Raw genomic sequence first — 23,661 nt, 5'->3', positions numbered from 1 at the left:
GGCCCCGAAAGACACGGCATGTCCGTCGAGAGCGCCCCGGCTCCGAGCCGTCAGAGCCTGTTTGTCCGCCTATCCGCTTTCTACGGCGCGTTCTTTCTGCTGTTCGGCGTTCTGTTGCCATTCTGGCCTGTCTGGCTCGACCATCGCGGGCTCGGTGCAGTAGAGATCGCCTCGATCATGGCGGCGATTTTCTGGGTCAAGATGATCGCCCACCCTTTGGTCGCGCAATTCGCCGACCGCCGCAACGCCGGACGCAAGCTCTCGATCGTGCTTGCCGCACTCGCGCTCATGGTCTGCCTCGCAATGAACGGCGCGGAAGGCTTCTGGCCGATCGCCCTTCTCGCCGGCCTGTTCTATGCCCTGCACAATCCGATCCTGCCGATCATGGAAAACATCGCGCTGCGGACCGTCCGCGATGCCGGGCTCGACTACGGGAGGGTCCGGCTCTGGGGCTCGATCAGCTTCATTCTCGGCACCACGGCGACGGGCGCCTTTCTCACTGGACGCGACCCGGACTGGGTGATCTGGATCGCCAGCGGCACGGTGGCGCTCATTCTGGTCGCCTGCCTGGCGATGCCCGAAGTACCGAAATGGTCTTCAAGCGAACGCGCCAATCCGCTTCGCCTTCTGACAAGGCCGGACTTCCTGCTTTTCATTGCGACGGCGGGCCTGCTCCAAGTCTGCCATGCCGTCTATTACGCCTTTGGCTCTATTTCCTGGCGCAACGCAGGCCTCGACGAGAGCGTGATCGGCCTGCTCTGGGGCGTCGGCGTGGTCGCGGAAGTGGTTCTCTTTGCTTTCGCCGGCCGCTTCGCACGCCGGATCGGTCCGCTCGGATTTCTCGCCGTCGCTGCGATCGGCGGCGTGATCCGCTGGCCGCTGACGCCGTTGACCTACGACCCGTGGCTACTCGTGCCGCTGCAATGCCTGCACGCGCTGACCTTTGGCGCCGCCCATCTCGGCGCCATGGCCTATCTCGCGCGAAACATCCCCGACAGCGTCGGCGCCACCGGCCAGAGTCTCTACTACGCTCTGACCGGCGGGGTTCTCATGGGCGCGATGATGCCGCTCGCCGGAACTCTTTACGAGAGCTACGGGCCGGCGGCCTACAATGCGATGGGCCTCTGCTCGGCGCTGGCGCTGCCCGGCCTCTGGTGGCTGTCGCGCCATTCGACACGGAAAACCTAGGCTTCGAACACCTTCTCGAAGCCGCCAAAGATGATTCTATTTCCGTCGAACGGCATCGGATTGTTGGCCGGGTCCATGCGCGGGTCTTCCATCATCTTCTGCATGCCGGTTTGCCAGATCTCCTCGGAAGGCCAGACAATCCAGGAAAACACGACCGTTTCGTCTTCTTTCGCTTTTACAGCCATCGGGAACGAGGTCACCTCGCCTTCGGGCACATTCACGCCCCAGCACTCAACAACTTCAAGTGCACCGAGCTCCTTGAAGACTTCGGCAGATACCCTGCAGTGTTCGACAAACTTTTCCCGGTTCGCCGTCGGCACCGCGGCCACGAAACCGCTCACATAGCTCATCTTCTTCCTCCCGTCCGGTTGATGCAAAGCCACTCGCCAAATGCGGCCCGCTGTTGGATGTTGCGAAACCTGCTTGATTAAAACGTTGATGTCAACATAATTAGAATCATGAGCATGCAAAACGATCTTCCGATCGAGGTGACCCGCGAGGTACGCGACCGCTGTCTCTGCCTCCATATCCAACGGGCGGCGCGGACCATCGGACGCCGGTTCGACGAAGTGTTGCGGCCTTTCGGGCTCACCAACGGTCAGTTTTCCCTGCTGATGGCCCTGAACCGCCCTGCCGCGCCGCGCATGAAGGATGTCGCGCCGTTTCTGGCGATGGACCGGACGACGCTGACGGCAAACCTGAAACCGCTCGAGCGCCGTGGATTGCTGGAAATCTCTGTCGATCCTGCCGACAAGCGTGGCCGCCTGCTGCGCCTGACTCCGGCCGGACACGAGATCCTGAAAGCGGCGGTTCCGGTCTGGCGGAAAACCCACGACGACATCGACCGGCTGTTGCCGAGCGGCGATCCCGACGGCCTGCGGGCGGAACTGATCGCCCTCTCTTGAAACGAAACGACACATCCACGAGGAATCACACCGGCCGTGGGGGCCGGTCATCCAGCCTCTGCGCGATCACGCCGGATCGTCGTCCCCCTTGATCGACGATGCGTGCGGATCTCCGTCGGGGAGGATCTCCCTGATGTAGTCGCGGGTTTTCCATTCCGGCGCGGGCGGTGTGCCCTCGCCCTCCCTCGGCACGTGTGGCGAGGGCTCCCGGTCCATCAGGTTCGGGACATAGCGCGGACAGTTCGGATAGATCTCGCATTCGATGCGCACCACCATCTTCGCACCGTAATGCCGATCGAGCGCTTCCGGGTCGGTCAGCACTTCCGCCTTGCCGTTGATCCGGATGCGCCGGCTCTTACCGTCGAAGGCGACGAACAGCAATCCGACATTCGGGTTCTTCGCGATATTGCCGACCGTACGGTACATCGAGTTCCCGTCATATTCGGGATATTCGAGAACGTTGGGACCGACGATCTTCACGAAGCCCGGATCGCCGGACCTGATGTTGCAATCGACATAGTCCTCGAAGGTCGAGGCGATGAAGAAGAACGGCGCGGCCTGGATGAAGGCGATCTCGTCGTCCCAGAACGCATAGTGCTTGCGGTTTCTCTCGATCGCCTCCGCCGTACGGCGTCCGTCGAAACGATCCTGCCAGTCGCGCATGCCCTCGTGAAAGAAGGCACGATCCTCGAAGACGTTCATTGCGTTACCTGCACGTGTCATGAGCCCGGACAGGTATCAAACACCGAAATGCCGGCTTCAGCTAGGCCGCCTGCCTGCGCGGCACCAGTGCCGCCGCTTCCCGGATCAGCTCCGGCCGCGCGCCATCGAGATGGGCGTTCTCGGAGAGGTGCCGCCGCCAGGCGCGGGCCCCGGCCCGACCCTGGAAGAGGCCGAGCATGTGCCGGGTGATGCTCTTCAGCGGGACGCCCTCGGCCATCCGGGCACCGGCATACTCCACCATCGCCTCGGCGATCTCCCACGGGTCGACCGGCGCACCTGCTTCGCCGTAGAAGCGGCGGTCGACATCGGAAAGGATCCAGGGCGTCTGGTAGGCGGCACGGCCGATCATGACCCCGTCGACATGGGAAAGCTGGCGCTCCGCCTCGTCGAGGCTCTGGATACCGCCATTGATGGAGACCGTGAGGTCCGGCCACGCCCGTTTCATCGCGTGGACCAGCGGATAGTCGAGCGGCGGGACGTCCCGGTTCTCCTTCGGGCTGAGTCCCTGCAGCCAGGCCTTGCGGGCATGGACGATGACGTGCCGGCAGCCGGCATCGCTGACCTGCCGGATGAAGTCGGGAAGCACCCTTTCCGGTATCTGGTCATCAACGCCGATGCGCGATTTCACTGTCACGGGAATGGAAACCGCCGCACTCATCGCCGCGACGCAGCGCGCAACGAGATCAGGCTCGCGCATCAGACACGCACCGAAGCTGCCGGATTGCACGCGGTCGCTCGGGCAGCCGACATTGATGTTCACCTCGTCATAGCCCCAGTCTTCGGCCATGCGGGCGCATTCCGCCATCGCTTCCGGCTCGCTGCCGCCGAGCTGTAGCACGACCGGATGCTCCGCCGCGTCGTAGCGCAGGAAGCGCGCGGCCTCGCCGTGCAGCAGGGCGCCGGTCGTCACCATCTCGGTATAGAGCACCACCCGCCGGCTGATCTGCCGCAGGAAATAGCGGTCGTGCCGGTCGGTCCAGTCCATCATCGGCGCGACGGATATGCGATGTGGTTGCGTGGCGGCCTGCATAGGCTCCTCGTCTAGTGACACGGCTCTTTGTTGCTCGGTTCCGCGCCCTTTATGGTCATGCCGTCGCTCAATCTCAAGTTTTTGCGGAGATCGGCAAGTCCCGGCGGGACCTCGCCGCCAGGGCCGGATCAGTCCGCCGGTCTCGCCCGCGCGATCTCCTCTGCCGACTGCGGGGATTTCCGCGAGGCGACCCGCGCCCTGAGCATCAGCACCAGAAAAACGACCGTTACCCCCACAGCGGTCACGCGCGCCATCACCTCGCCGAGGAAGAGCCACGCCCAGAACACCCCGAAAACCAGTTCGAGTACCATGATCATCCCGACATCGGACGCGCTGATATACCTCGCGCTGGCCGACAGCAGCGCGACGGATACCGGCACGACGACCAGGCCGAGCAGCAGCAAATAGGGAATGTCGTCTGCCGGTACATGGGGCAGCCCGCCGACCGCGAGGCCGACGATCGCGGCGAACAGCCCCGAGAGGGCAAGCGCCTGCGGCGCATAGGGTTTGAGACTGCTCCGCAATGCCGTCAGGTATCCGCCGACACAGAGAACGATCAGGAGGCTCACCCCGTAGCCGACTGGGTCTCCGGCCGTCCAGTCCCCGCGCGCCACCAGTGCCGCCCCGAAAGAGGCACCGAGAAGAGCGAGCACGAGCGACAGATCCAGACGCTCGCCGAGAAAGATCCGCGACAGCAGGGCCGCACCGAGCGGAATTGTTGCGACCACCGTGAGCACGCTCGACACCGGGATGAGTTTCGCGGCCAGAACGAACGCGACGGTGCTTCCGCTGAAAAGCAGCCCGGTCAGCAGCGTGCCGGGGCTCGGGACGCGGAAGAACCGCGCCCGCATTCGCGGATGAAGCGCCGCGAACAGCGAAAACGCGATCGCCGTCAGCCCGCCGCGCCAAACGATGACGGTCCAGCTCTCCGCACTGATCAGGCGGATCAGGGGAACATCGAAACTCAGGAGGAGAATCCCCGTCACCGCCAATATGGCGCCCTTGCGATACATCGGACCTCTGTACAGCGCGGACGTCGTTTATGCCATGTTCGATACGGAATGCCCGTGTTCGTGATGCGCTCGGTGGAAACAATCAATTCGCCGCATAGCCCTGTATCTGCGAGTTTCCGAACCCATTTCCATGCTGATTGCGAAAAACCTGCCGGAGACAACAATGAGCTGGAGCCCCTGTCCCGACCCGATCCTTGGCGACAAGGCCGCCTGTGACGCCATCGAGACCGTCATCGTACCGCGCGCGGTCGATCTCGGTGAAATGGAGGTGCGCCGCGCGCTGCCCAGCGTGAAGCGGCAGATGGTCGGCCCCTTCATCTTCTTCGACCAGATGGGCCCGGCGGAATTCCTGACCGACCAGGGCATCGACGTCCGCCCGCATCCGCACATCAACCTCGCCACCGTGACCTATCTTATGGAAGGCGAGATCATGCACCGGGACAGCCTCGGCACCGAACAGGCGATCCGCCCGGGTGCGGTGAACTGGATGAAGGCCGGCACCGGCATCGTTCACTCCGAACGCACGTCCGACGACCTGAAGAAGTCCGGCCAGCGTCTTTTCGGCCTGCAGACCTGGGTCGCGCTGCCGGAAGCCGAAGAGGAGACCCCGCCCGCGTTTCTGCATCACGCGGAGAACGAGATCCCTGCGATCGCCGACGGCAAGCTTTCCATGTATCTGATCGCCGGCTCCCTGCATGGCGTACGCTCGCCTCTGAAGACCGCGTCCGAGACGCTCTATGCAGACATAAAACTCGGCCATGGAGGCGCCTATGAGGTCGAGGCGAGTCACGAGGAGCGCGCACTCTACCTGCTCGACGGAGAGATCGAGATCGACGGCGACCGGCACGGGTCGGGCACTCTGCTGATCCTTCACCCGGGCATTCCCGCGACGGTCCGCGCGGCGGCAGACAGCCGCTTCATGCTGTTCGGCGGCGACCCTATGGAAGGGCCGCGCTACATCTGGTGGAACTTCGTCTCCTCCCGGCTCGAACGGATCGAACAGGCGAAGGAGGAATGGCGTCGCGGCCGCTTCGAGACCGTGCCAGGCGACGAGGCGGATTTCATCCCGCTTCCCGAAATCAAGGGACGCCCGCGCAAGGCCGTCGGCGGCCGCAGTTTCGACTGAGCGGCAGACCGCAAGAGTTGCGGGCATCCCGGTACCGGACTAGCCTTCGCGCAAACATGTCCGGGGGTCCCATGCCTGCTCTGAACCGTTTCGCCGCGCTGCTGCTCTGCGCGCTCCTCGGCGCCTGCGCAATCTCCAGCACCAGCACTTTCGAGGGCGGGCCAAGCCAGGGCAAGGCCATCGTGATTGTCGGCGGTGCGTTTCTCGTTCCCGATATCGGGCCGGCCATCCGGACCGATAATATCGAGGTCGTGGCCGCTCCGCTGCGCGTCCCGGCCGTGCTGTCCGAGGCCGAAGCCTCTTTCAGACGCTACGATCCGGCAACCGGCGAGGATCTGGACAAGCTTGTCCTGGAAGCACCCTCGCCCGAACTGGTTCCCGTTCCGCTCAGCAAGCCGAACTCGCTTCTCAGCCTTCCCGACAGGACGGATCGATTCGGAACCATGAATTACGCCATTGTCAAAGTGACCCCGGGAGACTGGTTCCTGGATCGCCAGATCGTCCGCTCGATGAACCGCACCACCATCGTCCGGTCGGTCAAGGAGAACAAATTGCGCGCGGGCGTTCCGGTGTTTCACATCGAAGCGGGCGAGGTTCTCTATGTCGGCGACGTGGTGCTGGCATCCGGACAATATCTGAGAGATCTCGATCCGGAGGAATACGGCCGGCTCCGTCCAAACAGCTGGAACCTCGCGATTGCCGGAGATGTAGAGACGATGAAAGCGAGCGTCGCCGAGCGCATCAATACCAGCCTGATCCGCTATCGCCCGATGCTCCAATTCGGCGGCTGACAGACGGGTTAGCTGACCGAGAAGTGCTGTAGGAAACCCGGATCCGGCTCAACGCCGAGCCCCGGCCCGCCCGGGAGCGCCACCGTGCCGCCGCTTTCCTTCACCTGCTCGCCGACCCGGAGCGGCTCGGTAAGCAGTTCCTCGCGGAAGCGGTTCGGCGTGGTGTCGTATTCCAGCATCGGCTGCACCGGATGCGCACCGCCGGGAAGGTCCGGCAGGGCCGCCAGCAGGTGCATGTTGGTCGCCACCGCGACTGCCGAGCCCCAGACATGGTTCACGATCGGGAGGAAATGCGCCTCGGCGAGCGCCCGGACTTTCAGATACTCCGTGATCCCGCCGAGCCCGCAGACCTCCGGCTGCAACACGTCGACGCATCGCTCGCGGATCAGATCGCGGAAGCCCCAACGGGTAAACTCGCCTTCCCCGCCGGCGATCGGCATGTCGAGCGCGGTGCAGAGATCGCGGTAGCCCTGCCGGTCCTCCGGCGCGACCGGTTCCTCGAACCAGGCGACGCCGAGCCGTTCCAGTTCACGCCCGAGCGGGATCGCCTCGCGGGCTGTGTAGGCGTGGTTGGCGTCGACCATCAGTCCGGTCTCCTCGCCGATGGATCTCCGGACGGTCTCGACCAGCGCGATATCGGTTTTCGGATCGATTCCGATCTTCATCTTCATCGCCCTGTAGCCGGCATCGCGGATCGCCGCACTATCGACGGCAAAGCGCTCTTTGAGATCGGGCACGCGCTGCAGCATCATGCCGTAACCGTAGACAGGGATACGGTCGCGGAAGGCGCCGCCGAGCAGGCGGTAAAGCGGCACGCCGTGGACTTTCCCCGCGAGGTCCCAGAGCGCGATGTCGACGCCGGAGAGCGATTGCAGCGGCATGCCCTTCTGGCCGTGGTCGCGCATCAGGTTGTAGACCTTGTGCCAGATGACCTCGCGCGCCAGCGGATCCATTCCGATCACCATCGGCTGGATCACCCTCTCGACGATGGCCTTGTTGGCGAAGGCGATGTCGCCACCGCCGAAACATTCCCCCCAGCCGGTCAGTCCCTCGTCGGTCGAGATCTCGACCAGGTGAGCCGTCCGCTTCAGGTAATATTGCTGGGAATAACCGAGTTCTTCGCTGAGGTCGTACTGCAGCACGTGGCTGCGGACCGATGTGATCTTCATCGCGCGGATTTCCACTCCCTTTCCTGCCGGGAGACCTTGCCACCTCCCTGACACCGCGAGACTAGCCCGTTCCGCAGCGTATTAAAATCCGCTGTTCTACTTGGCGCGCGCCGCCCGCGCGCTGCGCCGGGTCGCGAGCAGCAGGTTGGTCTCCGAGGTCGCGATGCCTTCGATCAGGCGGATGCGGCGCAGCACGTCGTCGAAATCGGTCAGCGTCTCGGCGCCGATTTCCGCGATCAGATCCCACTTGCCGTTGGTCGAATGGATCGCCCCGACCGCGCCGATGCCCGTCAGCTGGCGGACCACGTTCTCGGTGCCGCGCCCTTCGATCTCGATCAGCATGATTCCGCGCACCGGCATCTCCTGCGCGTCGCCCCGGAGCACCACGGTGTAGCCGAGAATGTGCCCGTCCCGCTCCAGCCGCTCCAGCCGGCTGCGCACCGTCGCGCGCGAGACCTCCAGGATCGCCGCGAGTTCCGAGATCCCGGCACGGCCGTCCCGCCGAAGCGCGGCGATCAGTTTCTCGTCAATTGCATCCATTGCTCAAACTGTCACTTTTCCCTATCAGTTTGAGCATATCATCAATCATTTCGCGCAAATTGATATCTTTTTTGCGCCATCGCCTTTCCCGCATAGTTCGACAGCATGTGTCGGCGGGCTGCTTTCCGATCGACAGAGTGGAGCAATCAATGACCGATCCCCGTTCATGTGTTCTTGTCGGCGCCCCTGTCCAGATCGGCGCGGGCCAGCCCGGCTGCCTGATGGGGCCGGACGCCTTCCGCACCGCCGGGCTCGGCCGAGCCTTGCAAAGCCTCGGCCATGCCGTCGAGGATCTCGGGAACTGCACGGCCGCACCGCTCGGCGAACGGATCCATCCGAACAGGGCGATCAAGAACCTCACCGAAACCGCCGGCTGGGTGCAGACGCTGACCGAAGCCGCCTACGAGGCGAAGCGCGGCGGACGGACGCCCATCTTTCTCGGCGGCGACCACGCCCTTGCGGCCGGAACGCTTCCCGGCATCGCGAAGGCGGTGCGCGAGGAAGGCCGGGAACTCTTCGTCCTCTGGCTCGACGCCCATACCGACTATCACGACCTCGACAGCACGGAGAGCGGCAACCTGCACGGCGTGCCGGTTGCCTATTTCACCGGCCGCAGCGGCTTTGGCGGCTATTTCCCGCCCCTCGAGGTGCCGGTGAAACCGGAAAACATCACCATGATGGGCATCCGCTCCGTCGACCCGGCGGAACATCGCGAGCTGCTGGACAAGCCGATCGAAGTGATCGACATGCGGGCAATCGACGAGCGCGGCGTCAGCGTCCTGCTGAACGACTTCCTGCGGCGGGTCGAGGAAGCGGACGGCGTTATCCATGTCAGCCTCGACGTCGATTTCCTCGATCCGGAAATCGCCCCCGCGGTCGGCACCACCGTTCCCGGCGGCGCAACCTTCCGCGAAGCCCATCTGATCATGGAAAAACTCTACGATTGCGGCCGCGTCGGCTCGCTCGACCTCGTCGAACTGAACCCGTTTCTCGACGACCGCGGCAGGACCGCCCGCCTTATGGTCGACCTGACCGCGAGCCTTTTCGGCCGCAAGGTCATGGACCGGCCGAACCGCCCCTATTGAGACCACGCAACCACGGAGACCATCATGGGCCACGCCGCAGCAAACCTCATCGCCACGGAACAGCGTCTCGGCGCGCATAACTACAAGCCGCTCGATGTTGTGCTCACGCGCGGCGAAGGCGTCCATGTCTGGGATGTGGACGGCAAGCAGTATCTCGACTGCCTCTCCGCCTATTCAGCCGTGAACCAGGGCCACTGCCACCCGAAGATCCTGGAGGCGATGATGACGCAGGCGAAAAAGCTGACCCTGACCTCCCGCGCCTTCCACAACGACCAGCTCGCCGGTTTCTACGAGGACATCGCGCGGCTCACCGGCAGCCACAAGGTGCTGCCGATGAATTCCGGCGCCGAGGCGGTCGAGTCCGCGATCAAGGCGGTGCGCAAATGGGGCTACGAGCAAAAGGGCGTGGCCGAGAACCAGGCCGAGGTCATCGTCTTCAGCAACAATTTCCACGGCCGCACGATCGGCGTCGTCGGATTCTCCACCGATCCGGTCGCACGCGGCAATTTCGGTCCCTTCGCGCCGGGCTTCCGGGTGGTGAAGTTCGGCGATATCGCGGCCTTCGAGCAGGCGATCAACGCCAACACCGTCGCCGCCCTTATCGAGCCGATCCAGGGCGAGGCCGGCGTGATCATCCCGCCCTCCGGCTATTTCACGCGGATGCGGGAGCTCTGCACCGAACACAACATCACCCTCATCCTCGACGAGATCCAGACCGGGCTCGGCCGCACCGGCAAGCTGCTGGCGGAGGAGCACGAGGGCATCGAGGCGGACGTGACCCTGGTCGGCAAGGCGCTTTCGGGCGGCTACTACCCGGTCTCGGCCGTACTTTCGAACTCCGACGTGCTCGGTGTCCTGCAGCCGGGCCAGCACGGCTCGACCTTCGGCGGAAATCCGCTCGCCTGCGCCGTCGCGCGGGCCGCGCTCGACGTGCTGGTGAACGAGGGCATGGTAGAGAACTCGGCCGAACAGGGCGCCTATTTCAAGCGGGAACTCGAGGGCATCCGCTCGAACGCGGTGAAGGAGGTCCGCGGCCGCGGCCTGATGCTGGCGGTCGAGCTGGAGCCGGAAGCGGGCGGCGCCAGGAAATACTGCGATGCGCTGAAGGAGCGCGGAATCCTCGCCAAGGACACCCACGAGCATTCCATCCGCATCGCCCCTCCGCTGGTCATCACTCGCGACCAGGTCGACTGGGCCCTGGAGCGCTTCGGCGACGTGCTGACCAACGTGCATTGAGGAGGAGTAGGCCGGCACTTATCCCCTGGCGAGCGCCTGCAGGCCAAAGAGCCCGGGTTCCGGATGGGTGATGCGGTAGACCGGCACGGTCTCCAGATACGCGCTCATCCGGCCCTTGGCGTTGAAGGCGGCCCGGAACAGGTCGGCGCGGAACCGCGCCCCCAGATTCTGCAGCACGCCGCCCGCAAGGTAGACCCCGCCGCGGGCTCCGGCCGTCAGGGCCGCATTGCCCGCGACGGTCCCGAGGAAGCATGCGAACCGGTCCAGTGCCTCCTGCGCCGCGGGACAGCCTTCCTTGTCGAGTCGCTCCACAACCTCCTCGCCCGTGGCCGGATCGAGGTCGAGCCCATCCCGCTCTGCGATGGCGGCGAAGATGTTGACAAGCCCGGGCCCGGAAAGGACGTCCTCCGCCGAGACGTGGCCGAGGCGCCGCCGGAGGAGAGCGATCAGTTCCGCCTCTTCCCCGTTCGAGGCGGCGAGCGTCGCATGGCCGCCCTCGCCGTCGAGGACATGCCAATCCTCGCCCGACGGCACGGCGACACCGACCCCGAGGCCCGTTCCCGGCCCCAGAACAAGCTTCGGCCGGCGCGCGACCTCGATCCCGGTCTGCACCGCATCGAGATGATCGTCGGCAAAGTGCGGCAGCGCCGCGGCGACCGCGGCGAAATCGTTCATCAGTCCGAATCGGGCCCAGCCGAAGCGCTCCCGGACGGCATCGCGCGAAAACTGCCAGGGACAGTTGGTCAGCCTGATCCGGTCGCCGGACACCGGCCCGGCAACCGCCACGATCGCGCTCTTCGGCCGCTCCGGCGCGGGGATAGGTTCCAGAAACGCCTCAAGCGCGGCCTCCAATCCCGCAAGCTCCGCGGTCTTGAAGACGCACTCGCTGCGCAGCCCGTCTCCGTCGGTCAAGGCCAGTCTCAGATTGGTGCCGCCGAGATCTCCGATCAAAACCCTCGCACTCATCTGCCGCCCATTTCCTCCACTGCCAACAGACTGCGCCTTCGAACGTAGCACGGCGTCCGGAAGACGCGAGTCGCCCGGGCGACCACACATGCGCTGACGGAGGCGTGACTTCACACCCGGCGCCGGATCGGGCATATGCCATGTCAGGCGAATATGGGAAATGCCAATGGAAAGTATCTATTACGTCCTCTCATGGGCCTGTCACCGGCGCTGCAAGCATTGCTACGAGGAGCGCTTCCGGCCCTATGTGCGCGACGAACTGAAGGCGGTCGTCAGCGCGGCGGAGGAGAATTTCCCGAAGATCATCGCCAACCTGCCGGAGCGCCTGACCTATCTCGACCTCGAACAGCCGGACGATTCCGCGCCCGGCGGCTATGTCGAGCGCACCAGCCGGATCATCGTTTCCGGCGGCGAGGTTCTGATCGACCCGGTGCGCGAGACCATCCTCTATCCGGCGCTGGAACAGATCCGGGACAAGTACCGTGCACAGGGCGGGGTCAAGCTCGTGGTGCAGACCACCGGCGACCTGCTGACCGAGAAGATCATCGAGGAACTCCTGGAGCGCGGCATCTACATGATCTCCGTCGCGGGCATGGACGACTTCCATGTCGGCATGGAAGGCGAGAAACGGGTCCCGCTGCAGGAGCAACTGGTCCGCTGGTTCGAGGCGGCCGGGATGCGCCCCTTCGTGCACGAACCCGCGAAGCGCGCCTGGGAAGACGGCGGACCGGCCTTCTCCTTCTTCGGCGCCACCGAGGACGCCTGGATCGGCAAGATCTGGCCGCGCGGGCGGGCCTGGTCGAACGGCCTGTCGCGCGCCACCATCGCCGACAATTTCTGCAATGCCTGGTCCGGCGGCCTCAATTTCCTGAACCGGCGCTATTCCGGCTCCGAGGTCTCCATCGACCCGAACGGCGACGTCTTCCCGTGCTGCCTCAAGACCAAGGCGCCGCTCGGCAACCTGACCGAGGAACGGCTGGAAGACATCATCGACAGCCTGGTCGGCCATCCGGCCTTCGAGGCGATCTCGATGGGGCATCCGGAACGCATGGGGATCGCCCACGGCTGGGATGTGGAGACCTTCCTCAAGAAATCGGAGACGGTGACGGTCGACGGCCGCCCCTACCGCAATCTCTGTATCGGTTGCGACCGCTTCCACACCGAAGTGCTGGCCGGCGTGCTCGAGGAGGCGCGGCTCAAGCGGTTCTCCCTAAAGAACCGGGACGCGGCTGACTAGGACCGCGGTCCGCTGGTCGCGAGCAGCACCGAATAGACACTTGTCGTCGCGGTGATGAAGAGCCGGTTCCTCTTCGGACCTCCGAAACAGAGGTTCGAGACCGTCTCCGGAACAAAGATCTTTCCGATCAGGGTTCCATCGGGGTGGTAGCAGTGCACGCCATCGGCGGCGCTGGTCCAGATCCGGCCGCGATTGTCGAAGCGGAAACCGTCGAAAACGCCGTTTTCGCACTCCGCGAAGACCGCCCCGCCCGTCAGCCGGTTGTCCTCCGTCACGTCGAAGACGCGGATATGTTTCGGAGCACCCGGATAGCGCGTCGCGCCGCTGTCCGCGATGTAGAGCTTCGACTCGTCGAGCGAAAAGGCGAGCCCGTTCGGGCAGGTGAAGTCGTCGGTGACCTGGGTGATCGCGCCCGTGTTGCCGTCGATCCTGTAGACATGCTGACCGCCGATCTCCTCCGCGCTCTCGAAACCTTCATAGTCCGATTCGATTCCGTAGGCCGGGTCGGTGAACCAGATCGAGTCGTCCGACTTCACCACAACATCGTTCGGGCTGTTGAAACGCTTGCCTTCGAAGCGGTCGGCGAGGGTCTCGATCGTGCCGTCATGGTTCGTCCGCGTGACGCTGCGGCTGCCATGCTCGCAGCAGATCACCCGTCCCGCGCGGTCGAGGGTACTGCCGTTCACATTGGCGCTCTCGTTGGCGCGGAACACGCCGACCGCGCCGGAGCACTCGTCCCAGCGCAGCCGCCGGTCGTTCGGAATGTCGCTCCAGATCACCGATTTATAGGCCGGGACATAGACTGGTCCCTCGGTCCATTTCCCTCCGGTCCAGAGCCGTTCCACCGTCTCGATGATCTTGACGCTTCTTCTGAACCGCTCGTCCCGAATCTCATAATCGCTCGCGGCCATGTCCCGTCCCCCCAACCGGATGAAATGCGCGGTCATTCTTGCGCAAGCCGGACGTGAGGTCTTCCCATTTTCGGCCCAAGTCGGCAGGCTTCCTCTCAACAGTAGGGATTGCAGGGGGAAACGATGGAAGAGCGCTACGATGCCAAGGCCCTGGCCGACTTCGCCACGGGACTGTTCGAAGCGGCCGGGCTTGACGCGGACAAGGCAGGGACGATCGGCCCTCTCCTGGTCGAGGCCGATCTCATGGGCCATACAACCCACGGCTTGCAGCTCTGCGCCCCTTACCTGAAAGCCCTTGAAGACGGAACGATGGAGAAGCGGGGCGGGCCGGAAGTGCTGAGCGACCGCGGCGCCGCCGTCACCTGGGACGGCCGCCGCCTGCCCGGCGTCTGGCTGACAGCACGGGCAGTCGATCTCGGGGTCGAGCGGGCGAAACTATACGGCACCGCCAGCATCGCGATCCGCCGCAGCCACCATATCGCCTGTCTCGCCGTCTTCCTCGAGCGGGCGACCCGGCACGGCTGCATGGTCCAGATCACGTCCTCCGACCCGGCTGTGGCCAGCGTCGCACCCTATGGCGGGACCGAACCGCTGTTCACTCCGGACCCGATCGCGGTCGGCATCCCGACCGGCGGCGACCCGATCCTGGTCGACACCAGCGCCTCGATCACGACGAACGGCCTGACCGGACGCCTTCACGGAGAAGGCAAGAAGCTTCCGGGAAAGTGGGTGCAGGATGCGCAGGGCACGGCGAGCGACGACCCGGCGGTGCTGTTCACCGATACCCCGGGCACGATCTTGCCGATAGGCGGGAAGGAATACGGCCACAAAGGTTACGGCCTTGCGCTGATGATCGAAGCCCTGACGCAGGGCCTCGCCGGTCATGGACGGGCGGATCCTGCCGAAGGCTGGGGCGCCGGGGTCCATATCCAGGTGAGCGATCCGACCGCCTTTTCCGGCAGCGCTGCCTTCACCCGGCAGATCGATCACATCGTCGAGCGCTGTCTCGCGAACAAACCGGTTGCGGGCGGACCGCCGGTCCGCCTGCCGGGAGGAAGTGCGCAGACGAAGAGGGCCGAGGCACACGCATCGGGGCTTGGTCTGTATCCCGGCATTATGGAAGCGCTCACCCCGTGGGCGGACAAATACGGACTGGCGACACCAAATCCGATCTGAAGCTCAAGAAGAAACCTAACCCATTAAAATATATACACTTTAATTACTCAACGCCTGCGCGAAACATTGCGTTGCTGCAACGCAATGTTTCCTCGGCGCGACGGGTTCAATCCCTTGCCAAGGGCATTTCAGCCTGCGATGCTTTCGACTTCAAACGGTCCGGACATTCTGTCCGACGGCGGGTCGGCAACGGACGCCTCCTCCGCCACCCAAGAAACCGGAAACGAACAGGAGTGGACATGAAGAGAATTCTTGCTGCGTCTGCGTTGGCTTCGCTGGCGCTCGTCTCGACAATCCCGGCGGCTCTCGCCGGCAAGGCCGACGACACTTTGAATATCGTGTGGGAACGCGAGCTGGAGAACGTCGACAACTATTTCAACACCGCCCGTGAAGGCATCATCTTCTCCCGACTGACGTGGGACGGCCTGCTGTACCGCGATCCGAAGACGATGGACTACGTGCCGCTGATCGCAAAGTCCTACAAGTGGGTCGACGACGTCACGCTGGAGTTCGAGCTGCGTGAGGGTCTGACCTTCCATAACGGCGAGGAACTCGACGCCGACGATGTCGTCTACACCTACAACTGGGTTTCCAATCCGGACAACGGTGTGAAGACCCAGCGCAACGTCAACTGGATCAAGGAAGCGAAGAAGCTGGGCAAGTACAAGGTCCAGGTGATCCTGAAAGCGCCGTTCCCGGCTGCGCTCGAATTCGTCTCCGGTTCCGTGCCGATCTACCCGAAGGACTATTACGAGAAAGTCGGGCCGGACGGCATGGGTCAGAAGCCGGTTGGCTCCGGCCCCTACAAGGTTGTCGAACTCGAGCCCGGCAAGAGGGTCGTCTGGGAGAAGTTCGATGGCTACATGAAGGACGGTCCGAAAGGCACGCCGACCATCGGCAAGATCGTCCAGCGCACCATCCCGGAGCGCAACACCCAGATCGCCGAACTGCTCGCCGGTCGTGCCGACTGGATGTGGCGGGTCCCGGCGGACCAGGCTGACCGCCTGCAGTCTTCCGGCAAGGTGCAGGTCGTCAACGAGCAGACCTTCCGGATCGGCTACATCACCATGGATGCCGCCGGCGTCACCGGCGACACGCCGCTGAAGAACCCGCTGGTCCGCAAGGCCATCGCACATGCGATCGACCGTGACGCCATTGTGAAGGCTCTGGTCCGCGGAAAGTCACAGGTCGTCCACTCCGCCTGTTTCCCGAGCCAGTTCGGCTGCGACACGGACGTGACCAAGTATCCCTACGATCCAGCCAAGGCGAAGGCCCTGCTGGCCGAGGCCGGTTACCCGGACGGATTTGAAATTCCGTTCTTTGCGTACCGCAACCGCGATTACGCCGAGGCCATGATCGGGTTCCTGAACGCGGTCGGCATCAAGGTGAATTTCGGCTACCTGAAATACGCCGCTCTGCGGGACAAGATCCGGGCGAAGGAAGTGCCGATGGCCTTCATGACCTGGGGCTCCTACTCGATCAACGACGTCTCCGCGATCACCAGCAACTTCTTTACCCACGGCAAGGACGACCTCGCCCTTGACGATCAGGTGAAAGCGGCATTGGACAAAGGCGACACCACGGTCGACCCGGCGGCCCGCAAGAAAGCCTACAGCGAAGCCTTGAACCGCATCGCCGACCAGGCCTACTGGCTGCCGCTCTGGTCCTACAACACGAACTACGCGTTCTCGACGGATCTCGACTTCACCCCGACCTCCGACGAGATCCCGCGCTTCTTCACCGCCAAGTGGAAGTAAGCTGAACCTTTCCGTCCCGATCCCGGCACCAGCCGGGATCGGGATCAATAGGTAGAGCCGGGAGGGGCACATTCCCTTGCGTACCCGGCCATATCGGATTTAGAGGCATGCTGGTCTACACTTTGAAACGCCTGGTCGTGGCTTTTCTCGTCGCCGTCACGGTTTCGGGGATCACTTTCTCCCTGACCTACCTGGCCGGCGATCCGGCCGTTGCGATGGCCGGCGAGACGGCGAGCGATGCGGATATCGAATATATCCGCGAACTCTATGGCTTCGATCGGCCGATCTACGTGCAATATCTGGAATGGTCCGCCAAGGCCATTCGCGGAGATTTCGGTCAGAGTTTCTATTTCAGGCTCCCGGTCGCAGATTTGCTGCTCGAACGTCTGCCGGTCTCGATGACGCTCGGCGTCTGCGCCATCAGCTTCGCGATCATCCTCTCTATCCCCCTCGGCGTGCTTGCCGCGATGCGGCCGAACAGCCTGATAGACCGGCTGGCTCTGGGCATCTCGGTGGTCGGCCAGGCAATGCCAAGCTTCTGGTTCGCCTTGATGCTGATCGTGATCTTTGCCGTCTGGTATCCGATTTTGCCGACAACCGGATCGGAGAGCTGGGAACATTTCATCATGCCGACCGTCGTGCTCGGCTACTACGCGACGCCGGCCATCATGCGGCTGACCCGAACGGGTATGCTCGAAGTGCTCGGCTCCGACTATATACGCACCGCACGGGCCAAGGGGCTGCCGCAACATGTCGTGCTGTTCAAGCACGCGCTGCGCAACGCGGTGATCCCGGTGGTCTCTCTTGCGGCCGTTCAGTTCGGATTCATGCTCGGCGGGTCCATCGTGATCGAGAGCATCTTCGCGCTGCATGGGGCGGGCTATCTCGCCTGGGAATCGATCGGCCGCAACGATCTGCCGGTGGTGCAGGCCGTGGTGCTGGTTTTCTCGCTGTTTTACATCGTTCTCACTTTTCTCTCGGATCTGCTGAATGCCTGGCTCGATCCGCGGATCCGGGTGGGCTGACGCCATGACGACGACCGTTGCAAATCGCGGACTTCCGGCGGCAGAGGACATTGTCGGCCCGACGCCGGGCCAGCAGCTCCGCCGTCGCATTTTCGGCCATCGCGGACTGATAATCGGGGGCAGCATCCTCGGAATCATGTTCCTCATGGCGCTGACGGCTCCCTTCCTCGCGCCGCACGATCCGTATTTCCAGGAACTGCTCGCACGAGTGCAGCCGCCTGTATGGGTGACCGGGGACTGGAATCACATTCTCGGCACCGACCAGCTCGGCCGGGACTATTTTTCCAGACTGATGTATGGCGCCCAGATCTCTCTGCTGATCGGGTTCGCCGCAGCCACCATCTCCGGGATCATCGGCACCGCGATGGGCGTCGCGGCGGGCTATTTCGGCGGCCGCGTCGACATGGTGGTCACCTTCCTGATCACCGTGCGCCTCTCGATGCCCGTCGTCCTTGTCGCCCTTGCCGTCGTGGCGCTCATCGGCGGCTCTCTCACTGTGGTCATCAGCGTGCTGGGACTGTTGCTCTGGGATCGCTATGCCGTCGTCATGCGTTCTGCGACCCAGCAGATCCGGCAGATGGACTATGTCGCCGCGGCCCGCGCGGTCGGCTGCTCCACGCCGCGCATCCTGCTGACCGAAATCATGCCGAACATCGTCAACAACCTGATCGTGGTGGCGACCCTGGAGATGGCGCACGCCATCCTGCTCGAAGCCGCCCTGTCCTTCCTCGGCATGGGGGTTCAGCCCCCGACCCCGTCCTGGGGCCTGATGGTTTCGGAAGGCAAGGATTACATTCTCTTCGAATCCTGGATGATCATGATTCCTGGCGTCGCCCTGTTCCTGCTCGTGCTCGCGATCAACCTGGTCGGCGACGGCATCCGCGACGTGACCGCGCCGGAGGCCCGGAACTGATGCAGGCAACCCGACCCACCCGAACTGGAGTGTAACGTGTCAGCCGTTCTCGAAGTCAAAGGCCTCACGGTCGACATCCCGGTCGCGGCCGGCGACCTGCATGCGGTGCGCGGCATCGATTTCTCCGTCGAGAAAGGCGAGACTCTCTGCATCGTCGGCGAGTCCGGCTGCGGCAAGTCCCTCACCTCGCTCTCGATCATGGGCCTGCTCCCGAAACGGGCGAAGATCAAAGCCGACAGGATGGAATTCACCGGCACCGATCTGCTCGGATTGAAGGAAAGGGAACTCTCGGCTATCCGCGGGAACCGGATGGCGATGATCTTCCAGGAACCGATGACCTCGCTGAACCCGGCCTATACCATCGGCAACCAGTTGATGGAGCCCTATGTCCGGCACAAGAAGGCAAGCGACAGGGAAGCCCGCGAGCGGGCGATCTACCTGCTGGAACGGGTCGGCATCACCGCGGCGGCAAGCCGTCTCTCGCAGTATCCGCACCAGCTTTCGGGCGGCCTGCGCCAACGCGTGATGATCGCCATGGCGCTGATGTGCGATCCCGAACTGATCATCGCCGACGAACCGACAACCGCGCTCGACGTCACCATCCAGGCGCAGATCCTGCACCTGCTGGCCGAGCTGCGGAACGAATTCAACTCCGCGCTGATCCTGATCACCCACGATCTCGGCGTCGTCGCCCGGGTCGCGGACAAGGTGGCCGTGATGTATGCCGGCAAGATCGTCGAGGCCGGCACGGTCGAGGAGATCTTCAACGCACCGCTGCACCCCTATACCCAGGGCCTGATAAACTGCATCCCGGTACCGGGCAAGACCGCGCGCGGTTCCCGCCTCGGCTCCATTCCCGGCATCGTGCCGACGCTGATCGGCGACATCCGGGGTTGCAGCTTCCGCAACCGCTGCGCCTTCGCGCATGACGCCTGCGACACCCAGGACCCCTATCACACGCTCGGCCCGGGGCGCGGCTATCGCTGCACCCTCGATGTCGCGACCTGCCAAGCCAATGCCAAGGAGCTTGTATCCGCATGACCGGAGCGCCCATCCCTCCCGTCCTCGAAATGCGGGACGTGACCAAGACCTTCATGATCCGCCGCGGCATCTTCAGCCCGAAACAGCCGCTGCACGCCGTCAACGGTATCTCGCTGAAAATCGAGAAGGGCGACGTGCTCGGCCTGGTCGGCGAATCCGGCTGCGGCAAGTCCACGCTCGCCAAGATGCTGCTCGGTCTCGAACCGCCGACAGCTGGCGAGATCTTCATCGACGGCGAGCCGGCCTACCAGGGCGGCAACCGTACCGAGATCGCGCGCCGCATCCAGCCGATCTTCCAGGACCCCTATTCCTCGCTGAACCCGCGCAAGACCATCGGCTCCATCGTCTCGCTGCCGCTGCGCGTCCACAAGGTCGGCGAGCCGTCGAGCTGGCGCAAGTCGGTCGAGGACATCCTCGATATCGTCGGTCTGCCGCGCCGGGTCTATGACAGCTACCCGAACCAGCTTTCCGGCGGTCAGCGCCAGCGCGTCGCCATCGCCCGCGCGCTGATCATGAAGCCGGAAATCGTCATCTGCGACGAGCCGACTTCCGCGCTGGACGTCTCGGTACAGTCGCAGATCCTGAACTTGCTGATGGATCTGCGCGAGGAACTGGACCTGACCTACGTTCTGATCAGCCACAACCTCGCCGTGGTCGAGCATATCGCGACCAAGGTGGCGGTGATGTATCTTGGCCGCCTCGTCGAGGAGACCGATACAGCGGCCCTGTTCGAGAAGGCGCGGCACCCTTATACCGAAGCACTTCTCGGCTCGGTGCTGACACCGGAGCCGGGCCTCGGCGTGCCGGACAGTGGTCTCGGCATTGCCTTCCCGAATCCGATCAACCCGCCGAGCGGCTGCACCTTCCATCCGCGCTGCGTGAAGGCCTTCGGACCGTGCTCGCAGACCAATCCGCCGGTGATCCAGGACGCCGACGGCAAGGTCGAATGTCATCTCTACGCGTAAGGTCCTTGGGTCTCCGCTAGCGAGTCATTCGAGCGTCATGGTCAGCGGATAATCTGCCGTCCACTCGCTCCTCAGATTCCGGGACCGTCATGACGCTCACCTTCGCCACCTACAACATCCAGTTCGGCCTCGGCCAGGACGGAAAATTCGATACATCGCGCATCGCCGACGCGGTCGCAGAGGCCGACATCGTCTGTTTCCAGGAAGTCGTGCAGGGCTGGCCGCGCGACGATTTCGAGGACCAGGCGGCGACCATCGCCGGGCGGCTGAACTATTTCTACGTCTTCGGCTCCACCTTCGATGTCGACGGGAGCTTCCGGGACGAGGCCGGCAAGGTGGTGAACCGCCGCCGCACCTTCGGCAACATGGTGGCGAGCCGCTGGCCGATCTCCGCCTCCCGCACCCTGCACCTGAGGAAGAAACCGTCTCCGGGCGTGTTCGACCTGCAGCGCTGTGCCGTCGAGGCCATCGTCGAACTGCCAAGCGGTCCGATCCGGGTCTACAGCACCCACCTCGGCCACCAGGCGCCGTCCCACCGCATGCCGCAGGTCGAGGCGCTGCGCGAATACATTTTCCGCGCGCCTTACGAAGGCGCACCGATCGACGCTCCGCATCCGCTGCCGCCGGACTCGGCCTTCGACTGGACGGAGGGTCTTCCGTTCGTCCCCGCACCGAACAGCGCCATCCTCGCCGGCGATTTCAACTGCCGCCCGACATCCGAGGAATACGCACATCTCTGCGGCGATCCCCACCCGAAGCACGGCCGCGCGCGGCATTACGACCAGCTCGTCGACACCTGGGTCGTCTCGGGGCACGAAGAGGAAGGTGTCTCGACGATCTACACCCGCGAGGGCGACTACAAGATCGACCATGTGCTGGTAACCGACGATCTGGCCGCGAAGGTGACGGGCAGCCGGGTCGCGACAGAGGTCACCGCCTCCGATCACTACCCGATCTTCGTCGAATTCGACCTCTGAGTTGCGCGGCTCATGCGTTTGTTTTCGCCTTCCGCCCACGCCGCGCTACCGCTTCCCGGTGTGCGATGTAGGAGACGCTGCCGACGATGATCGCCGCACCGATCCATGTGAAGATCTCCGGCACTTCGCCGAAGATCGCGAAACCGATGATGGCGGACCAGATCAGCTGGACAAATTTGATCGGCTGGATCGCAGACATCTCGGCGACCTTGAAGCCCTGGGTCATCAACAGGTGCCCGAGCGTCGCCAGCCCGGCGGTGATGGCGACCAGGACCAGTTCCTCGAAAGTCGGCGAGCGCCAGACATAGATCGCGGGAATCAGGGTGAAGAGCGTGACGAAGACCGAGAGATAGGCGACCACCGCCGGGCCGCTCTCGGTCAGCGTCAGTTTCTTCGCGACGATATCGGCGCAGGCGAAGACCGGCGCCGCGATCAGCATCGCGATTGCCCCCGGATCGACGACCGCGAAACCCGGGCGGATGATGATCAGCGCACCGAGCAGGCCGGTGACGATGGCGATCATGCGCCGGATGCGGATCGCTTCGCCCAGAAAGAGGGCGGCAAGGAGCGTTGTGTAGACCGGCGCTGTAAAGCCCATCGCCGTCACTTCCGCCAGCGGCATGCGCGACATGGCGTAAAACCAGAGCAGTACCCCGCCGCCATGCAGGAACCCGCGCAGGGCATGCATCGGGAGCCTGGCGTTGCGGACATCCGAGGGCCGCAGCTTCAGGAAGAACGGAGCCATGAAAACGAGCGCGAAGGCGTAGCGCAGGAAGCCCGTCTGTACCGGATCGAGAGTCGCGCCGACATAGCGCACGATCGCCATGAAACTGGAAAAGACCAGCCCGGAAAGGGCGATCCAGATCATGCCCTGAACATTGGGCGATATGGCGAGGAACCGGGACTGGAGCTCTCGGAACAGGGCGAGGATCATCTTTGCCTGTCGGAAAGAATAAGGATTTATTGCCCTCTACTATTTCATATCAGGGAAATAAAAACAGCCTTTCGCGCAACCGGGAGTCACCGACCAGGCAAGAATATCGGGCCGCCCTAGTCCTCCTCGACGCTGGCGAGCAGATGAAGGCGCGCTTTCTGGGCTCCGCGGATATGCTCTCGCATCAACCGCTCGGCCAGTTCCGCATCCTTCGCCGCGATCGCCTCGACGATCGCGGCGTGCTCCTTCTTGGCCTCCTCCGAACGGCCTTCGACCTCCATGGTCGTCGGCCCCAGCAGGGCCATCGCGTCCTGCAGCACATTGAGAGTCTTCAGAAGATACCTGTTATGGGCCGCGTGATAGAGCGCGCTGTGGTAACGGCGGTTATGCCCGGCCACCGACGACGGCCGCCCCTTGCTGCCCGGATCCAGCGAGACCAACTCCTCCAGGATCGCGACCTCCGCCTCCGACGCCCGGCGCGCCGCGAGCCCCGCCGCCGTGCCCTCAAGAACCTCGCGCATGAAATAGAGCTCCATGATCGCCTGGTGGTCCAGCTCCGAAATCACCATGCCGCGATAAGGCGCGAAGCTGAGCAGCCCGTCCGCCTCGAGGCGCCGGAAAGCTTCGCGCACCGGCGTCCGGCTGACATCGAGTTTCTCCGCCATCTCGTTTTCGCGCACCCGCTGGCCCGGCTTCAGTTCGCCCGAGCGAATGGCCTCCTTCAGTCTCAGATAGGCCGTCTCGCCACGAGGCTCCCCTGCCGGGGCGCAGTGACCATCCTTCGCTAGACGCTTGCGGGCCATGACCGCTCCACTCTCTGCCCGGCGGCCGATCGGCGCCGGATACACGAACCGAAGAGTCACCTTAATGTAACCGCCGTCCGGCTCCCACCAAGAAGTCCCGAGCCATGGAGATGTCGCTGGCCCGGACTTTGCGGGTCGGCTAGGGTGTCC

At 64.0% G+C, this 23,661-nt stretch carries 24 protein-coding genes; 14 read left to right on the top strand and 10 right to left on the bottom strand.

Annotated features, from left to right (window positions below):
• Window positions 1-18 precede the first annotated feature (18 nt).
• A complete protein-coding gene (locus tag ACOOE1_RS19900; protein ID WP_420403948.1) occupies window positions 19-1,188 on the top strand; it encodes an MFS transporter in 1,170 nt (389 codons plus the stop codon).
• Here ACOOE1_RS19900 and ACOOE1_RS19895 read toward each other — a convergent pair.
• Window positions 1,185-1,658 (bottom strand): DUF1428 domain-containing protein, encoded by a 474-nt coding sequence (locus ACOOE1_RS19895; RefSeq protein WP_420403947.1) that lies wholly within the window; start codon window positions 1,656-1,658, stop codon window positions 1,185-1,187. The genes ACOOE1_RS19900 and ACOOE1_RS19895 overlap by 4 nt on opposite strands.
• Between ACOOE1_RS19895 and ACOOE1_RS19890 the strand changes: the two genes are divergently transcribed.
• Window positions 1,653-2,093, top strand: a complete 441-nt coding sequence (locus tag ACOOE1_RS19890; RefSeq protein WP_420403946.1) for a MarR family winged helix-turn-helix transcriptional regulator — start codon at window positions 1,653-1,655, stop codon at window positions 2,091-2,093. The two genes, ACOOE1_RS19895 and ACOOE1_RS19890, sit on opposite strands and share 6 nt — an antisense overlap.
• Before the next feature lie 66 nt (window positions 2,094-2,159).
• On the opposite strand, the gene ACOOE1_RS19885 is transcribed toward ACOOE1_RS19890, so the two are convergent.
• From ACOOE1_RS19885 to ACOOE1_RS19875, 3 genes are all read right to left on the bottom strand, one after another.
• Window positions 2,160-2,795 carry a pyridoxamine 5'-phosphate oxidase family protein gene (locus ACOOE1_RS19885; RefSeq protein ID WP_420403945.1) on the bottom strand — a complete coding sequence of 212 codons (636 nt, stop codon included), beginning with the start codon at window positions 2,793-2,795 and terminating at the stop codon, window positions 2,160-2,162.
• A 61-nt stretch (window positions 2,796-2,856) separates the two neighbouring features.
• A complete protein-coding gene (gene dusA, locus ACOOE1_RS19880) occupies window positions 2,857-3,846 on the bottom strand; it encodes a tRNA dihydrouridine(20/20a) synthase DusA (protein ID WP_420403944.1) in 990 nt (329 codons plus the stop codon).
• 128 nt (window positions 3,847-3,974) lie between these two features.
• A complete protein-coding gene (locus tag ACOOE1_RS19875) occupies window positions 3,975-4,859 on the bottom strand; it encodes a DMT family transporter (RefSeq protein ID WP_420403943.1) in 885 nt (294 codons plus the stop codon).
• 163 nt (window positions 4,860-5,022) lie between these two features.
• Between ACOOE1_RS19875 and ACOOE1_RS19870 the strand changes: the two genes are divergently transcribed.
• Both ACOOE1_RS19870 and ACOOE1_RS19865 read left to right on the top strand, forming a co-directional pair.
• Window positions 5,023-5,985: a pirin family protein gene (locus ACOOE1_RS19870; protein WP_420403942.1), complete on the top strand. Its 963-nt coding sequence runs from the start codon at window positions 5,023-5,025 to the stop codon at window positions 5,983-5,985.
• Window positions 5,986-6,056: 71 nt separating this feature from the next.
• Window positions 6,057-6,776: a hypothetical protein gene (locus ACOOE1_RS19865; protein WP_420403941.1), complete on the top strand. Its 720-nt coding sequence runs from the start codon at window positions 6,057-6,059 to the stop codon at window positions 6,774-6,776.
• A gap of 8 nt (window positions 6,777-6,784) precedes the next feature.
• Here ACOOE1_RS19865 and ACOOE1_RS19860 read toward each other — a convergent pair whose 3' ends face one another.
• Together ACOOE1_RS19860 and ACOOE1_RS19855 are read right to left on the bottom strand one after the other, a co-directional pair.
• Window positions 6,785-7,945, bottom strand: a complete 1,161-nt coding sequence (locus ACOOE1_RS19860) for a mandelate racemase/muconate lactonizing enzyme family protein (RefSeq protein WP_420403940.1) — start codon at window positions 7,943-7,945, stop codon at window positions 6,785-6,787.
• Between the two features lie 96 nt (window positions 7,946-8,041).
• The gene (locus ACOOE1_RS19855) at window positions 8,042-8,485 is read right to left on the bottom strand and encodes an Lrp/AsnC family transcriptional regulator (RefSeq protein WP_420403939.1); all 444 of its coding nucleotides are present in this window, start codon (window positions 8,483-8,485) and stop codon (window positions 8,042-8,044) included.
• A gap of 149 nt (window positions 8,486-8,634) precedes the next feature.
• Here ACOOE1_RS19855 and rocF point away from each other — a divergent pair, with 149 nt between their 5' ends.
• Both rocF and rocD read left to right on the top strand, forming a co-directional pair.
• Window positions 8,635-9,570 (top strand): arginase, encoded by a 936-nt coding sequence (gene rocF / locus ACOOE1_RS19850; protein ID WP_420403938.1) that lies wholly within the window; start codon window positions 8,635-8,637, stop codon window positions 9,568-9,570.
• Window positions 9,571-9,594: 24 nt separating this feature from the next.
• Window positions 9,595-10,806 (top strand): ornithine--oxo-acid transaminase, encoded by a 1,212-nt coding sequence (gene rocD, locus ACOOE1_RS19845; protein WP_420403937.1) that lies wholly within the window; start codon window positions 9,595-9,597, stop codon window positions 10,804-10,806.
• A gap of 18 nt (window positions 10,807-10,824) precedes the next feature.
• On the opposite strand, the gene glk is transcribed toward rocD, so the two are convergent.
• Window positions 10,825-11,772, bottom strand: coding sequence for a glucokinase (glk, locus tag ACOOE1_RS19840; RefSeq protein ID WP_420403936.1), 948 nt, complete (start codon window positions 11,770-11,772; stop codon window positions 10,825-10,827).
• A gap of 166 nt (window positions 11,773-11,938) precedes the next feature.
• On the opposite strand from glk, the gene ACOOE1_RS19835 reads away from it, so the two are divergent.
• Window positions 11,939-13,009, top strand: coding sequence for a radical SAM protein (locus tag ACOOE1_RS19835; protein WP_420403935.1), 1,071 nt, complete (start codon window positions 11,939-11,941; stop codon window positions 13,007-13,009).
• On the opposite strand, the gene ACOOE1_RS19830 is transcribed toward ACOOE1_RS19835, so the two are convergent.
• Entirely contained in the window at window positions 13,006-13,920 is a 915-nt protein-coding gene (locus tag ACOOE1_RS19830; protein ID WP_420403934.1) for an SMP-30/gluconolactonase/LRE family protein, read from the bottom strand. The genes ACOOE1_RS19835 and ACOOE1_RS19830 overlap by 4 nt on opposite strands.
• A 123-nt stretch (window positions 13,921-14,043) precedes the next feature.
• Between ACOOE1_RS19830 and ACOOE1_RS19825 the strand changes: the two genes are divergently transcribed.
• The 7 genes from ACOOE1_RS19825 to ACOOE1_RS19795 all read left to right on the top strand — a co-directional run bounded on the left by ACOOE1_RS19825 (window position 14,044) and on the right by ACOOE1_RS19795 (window position 21,774).
• On the top strand, window positions 14,044-15,096 hold the full coding sequence (locus ACOOE1_RS19825) for an Ldh family oxidoreductase (protein WP_420403933.1): 1,053 nt from the start codon (window positions 14,044-14,046) through the stop codon (window positions 15,094-15,096).
• Between the two features lie 239 nt (window positions 15,097-15,335).
• Window positions 15,336-16,853 carry an ABC transporter substrate-binding protein gene (locus ACOOE1_RS19820; protein WP_420403932.1) on the top strand — a complete coding sequence of 506 codons (1,518 nt, stop codon included), beginning with the start codon at window positions 15,336-15,338 and terminating at the stop codon, window positions 16,851-16,853.
• Window positions 16,854-16,960: 107 nt separating this feature from the next.
• Window positions 16,961-17,878, top strand: coding sequence for an ABC transporter permease (locus ACOOE1_RS19815; protein ID WP_420403931.1), 918 nt, complete (start codon window positions 16,961-16,963; stop codon window positions 17,876-17,878).
• A gap of 4 nt (window positions 17,879-17,882) precedes the next feature.
• On the top strand, window positions 17,883-18,791 hold the full coding sequence (locus tag ACOOE1_RS19810) for an ABC transporter permease (RefSeq protein WP_420403930.1): 909 nt from the start codon (window positions 17,883-17,885) through the stop codon (window positions 18,789-18,791).
• Between the two features lie 36 nt (window positions 18,792-18,827).
• Window positions 18,828-19,832, top strand: a complete 1,005-nt coding sequence (locus tag ACOOE1_RS19805) for an ABC transporter ATP-binding protein (RefSeq protein WP_420403929.1) — start codon at window positions 18,828-18,830, stop codon at window positions 19,830-19,832.
• Window positions 19,829-20,797, top strand: coding sequence for an ABC transporter ATP-binding protein (locus tag ACOOE1_RS19800; RefSeq protein WP_420403928.1), 969 nt, complete (start codon window positions 19,829-19,831; stop codon window positions 20,795-20,797). The genes ACOOE1_RS19805 and ACOOE1_RS19800 overlap by 4 nt, the downstream gene beginning before the upstream one ends.
• Window positions 20,798-20,886: 89 nt before the next feature.
• Entirely contained in the window at window positions 20,887-21,774 is an 888-nt protein-coding gene (locus ACOOE1_RS19795) for an endonuclease/exonuclease/phosphatase family protein (protein WP_420403927.1), read from the top strand.
• A gap of 10 nt (window positions 21,775-21,784) precedes the next feature.
• Here ACOOE1_RS19795 and ACOOE1_RS19790 read toward each other — a convergent pair whose 3' ends face one another.
• Together ACOOE1_RS19790 and ACOOE1_RS19785 are read right to left on the bottom strand one after the other, a co-directional pair.
• Entirely contained in the window at window positions 21,785-22,708 is a 924-nt protein-coding gene (locus tag ACOOE1_RS19790) for a DMT family transporter (RefSeq protein WP_420403926.1), read from the bottom strand.
• Window positions 22,709-22,824: 116 nt separating this feature from the next.
• Window positions 22,825-23,511 (bottom strand): GntR family transcriptional regulator, encoded by a 687-nt coding sequence (locus tag ACOOE1_RS19785; RefSeq protein WP_420403925.1) that lies wholly within the window; start codon window positions 23,509-23,511, stop codon window positions 22,825-22,827.
• Window positions 23,512-23,661: the final 150 nt, after the last annotated feature.

Source organism: Nisaea sp., from assembly GCF_965216895.1.
Lineage (GTDB): Bacteria > Pseudomonadota > Alphaproteobacteria > Thalassobaculales > Thalassobaculaceae > Nisaea.
The sequence above is the reverse complement of the archived record's forward strand: the minus strand, read 5'-3'. Positions and strand labels throughout refer to the sequence as shown.

What these genes read in the sequence shown, in the direction of transcription:
- glk (WP_420403936.1), bottom strand. Translation starts at nt 11,772, where the DNA reads ATGAGTGCGAGGGTTTTGATCGGAGATCTCGGCGGCACCAATCTGAGA.
- ACOOE1_RS19825 (WP_420403933.1), top strand. Translation starts at nt 14,044, where the DNA reads ATGGAAGAGCGCTACGATGCCAAGGCCCTGGCCGACTTCGCCACGGGA.
- rocF (WP_420403938.1), top strand. Translation starts at nt 8,635, where the DNA reads ATGACCGATCCCCGTTCATGTGTTCTTGTCGGCGCCCCTGTCCAGATC.
- ACOOE1_RS19890 (WP_420403946.1), top strand. Translation starts at nt 1,653, where the DNA reads ATGCAAAACGATCTTCCGATCGAGGTGACCCGCGAGGTACGCGACCGC.
- ACOOE1_RS19885 (WP_420403945.1), bottom strand. Translation starts at nt 2,795, where the DNA reads ATGAACGTCTTCGAGGATCGTGCCTTCTTTCACGAGGGCATGCGCGAC.
- ACOOE1_RS19865 (WP_420403941.1), top strand. Translation starts at nt 6,057, where the DNA reads ATGCCTGCTCTGAACCGTTTCGCCGCGCTGCTGCTCTGCGCGCTCCTC.
- ACOOE1_RS19870 (WP_420403942.1), top strand. Translation starts at nt 5,023, where the DNA reads ATGAGCTGGAGCCCCTGTCCCGACCCGATCCTTGGCGACAAGGCCGCC.
- ACOOE1_RS19785 (WP_420403925.1), bottom strand. Translation starts at nt 23,511, where the DNA reads ATGGCCCGCAAGCGTCTAGCGAAGGATGGTCACTGCGCCCCGGCAGGG.
- ACOOE1_RS19810 (WP_420403930.1), top strand. Translation starts at nt 17,883, where the DNA reads ATGACGACGACCGTTGCAAATCGCGGACTTCCGGCGGCAGAGGACATT.
- rocD (WP_420403937.1), top strand. Translation starts at nt 9,595, where the DNA reads ATGGGCCACGCCGCAGCAAACCTCATCGCCACGGAACAGCGTCTCGGC.
- ACOOE1_RS19835 (WP_420403935.1), top strand. Translation starts at nt 11,939, where the DNA reads ATGGAAAGTATCTATTACGTCCTCTCATGGGCCTGTCACCGGCGCTGC.
- ACOOE1_RS19900 (WP_420403948.1), top strand. Translation starts at nt 19, where the DNA reads ATGTCCGTCGAGAGCGCCCCGGCTCCGAGCCGTCAGAGCCTGTTTGTC.
- ACOOE1_RS19820 (WP_420403932.1), top strand. Translation starts at nt 15,336, where the DNA reads ATGAAGAGAATTCTTGCTGCGTCTGCGTTGGCTTCGCTGGCGCTCGTC.
- ACOOE1_RS19800 (WP_420403928.1), top strand. Translation starts at nt 19,829, where the DNA reads ATGACCGGAGCGCCCATCCCTCCCGTCCTCGAAATGCGGGACGTGACC.
- ACOOE1_RS19830 (WP_420403934.1), bottom strand. Translation starts at nt 13,920, where the DNA reads ATGGCCGCGAGCGATTATGAGATTCGGGACGAGCGGTTCAGAAGAAGC.
- ACOOE1_RS19875 (WP_420403943.1), bottom strand. Translation starts at nt 4,859, where the DNA reads ATGTATCGCAAGGGCGCCATATTGGCGGTGACGGGGATTCTCCTCCTG.
- ACOOE1_RS19855 (WP_420403939.1), bottom strand. Translation starts at nt 8,485, where the DNA reads ATGGATGCAATTGACGAGAAACTGATCGCCGCGCTTCGGCGGGACGGC.
- dusA (WP_420403944.1), bottom strand. Translation starts at nt 3,846, where the DNA reads ATGCAGGCCGCCACGCAACCACATCGCATATCCGTCGCGCCGATGATG.
- ACOOE1_RS19815 (WP_420403931.1), top strand. Translation starts at nt 16,961, where the DNA reads ATGCTGGTCTACACTTTGAAACGCCTGGTCGTGGCTTTTCTCGTCGCC.
- ACOOE1_RS19795 (WP_420403927.1), top strand. Translation starts at nt 20,887, where the DNA reads ATGACGCTCACCTTCGCCACCTACAACATCCAGTTCGGCCTCGGCCAG.
- ACOOE1_RS19860 (WP_420403940.1), bottom strand. Translation starts at nt 7,945, where the DNA reads ATGAAGATCACATCGGTCCGCAGCCACGTGCTGCAGTACGACCTCAGC.
- ACOOE1_RS19790 (WP_420403926.1), bottom strand. Translation starts at nt 22,708, where the DNA reads ATGATCCTCGCCCTGTTCCGAGAGCTCCAGTCCCGGTTCCTCGCCATA.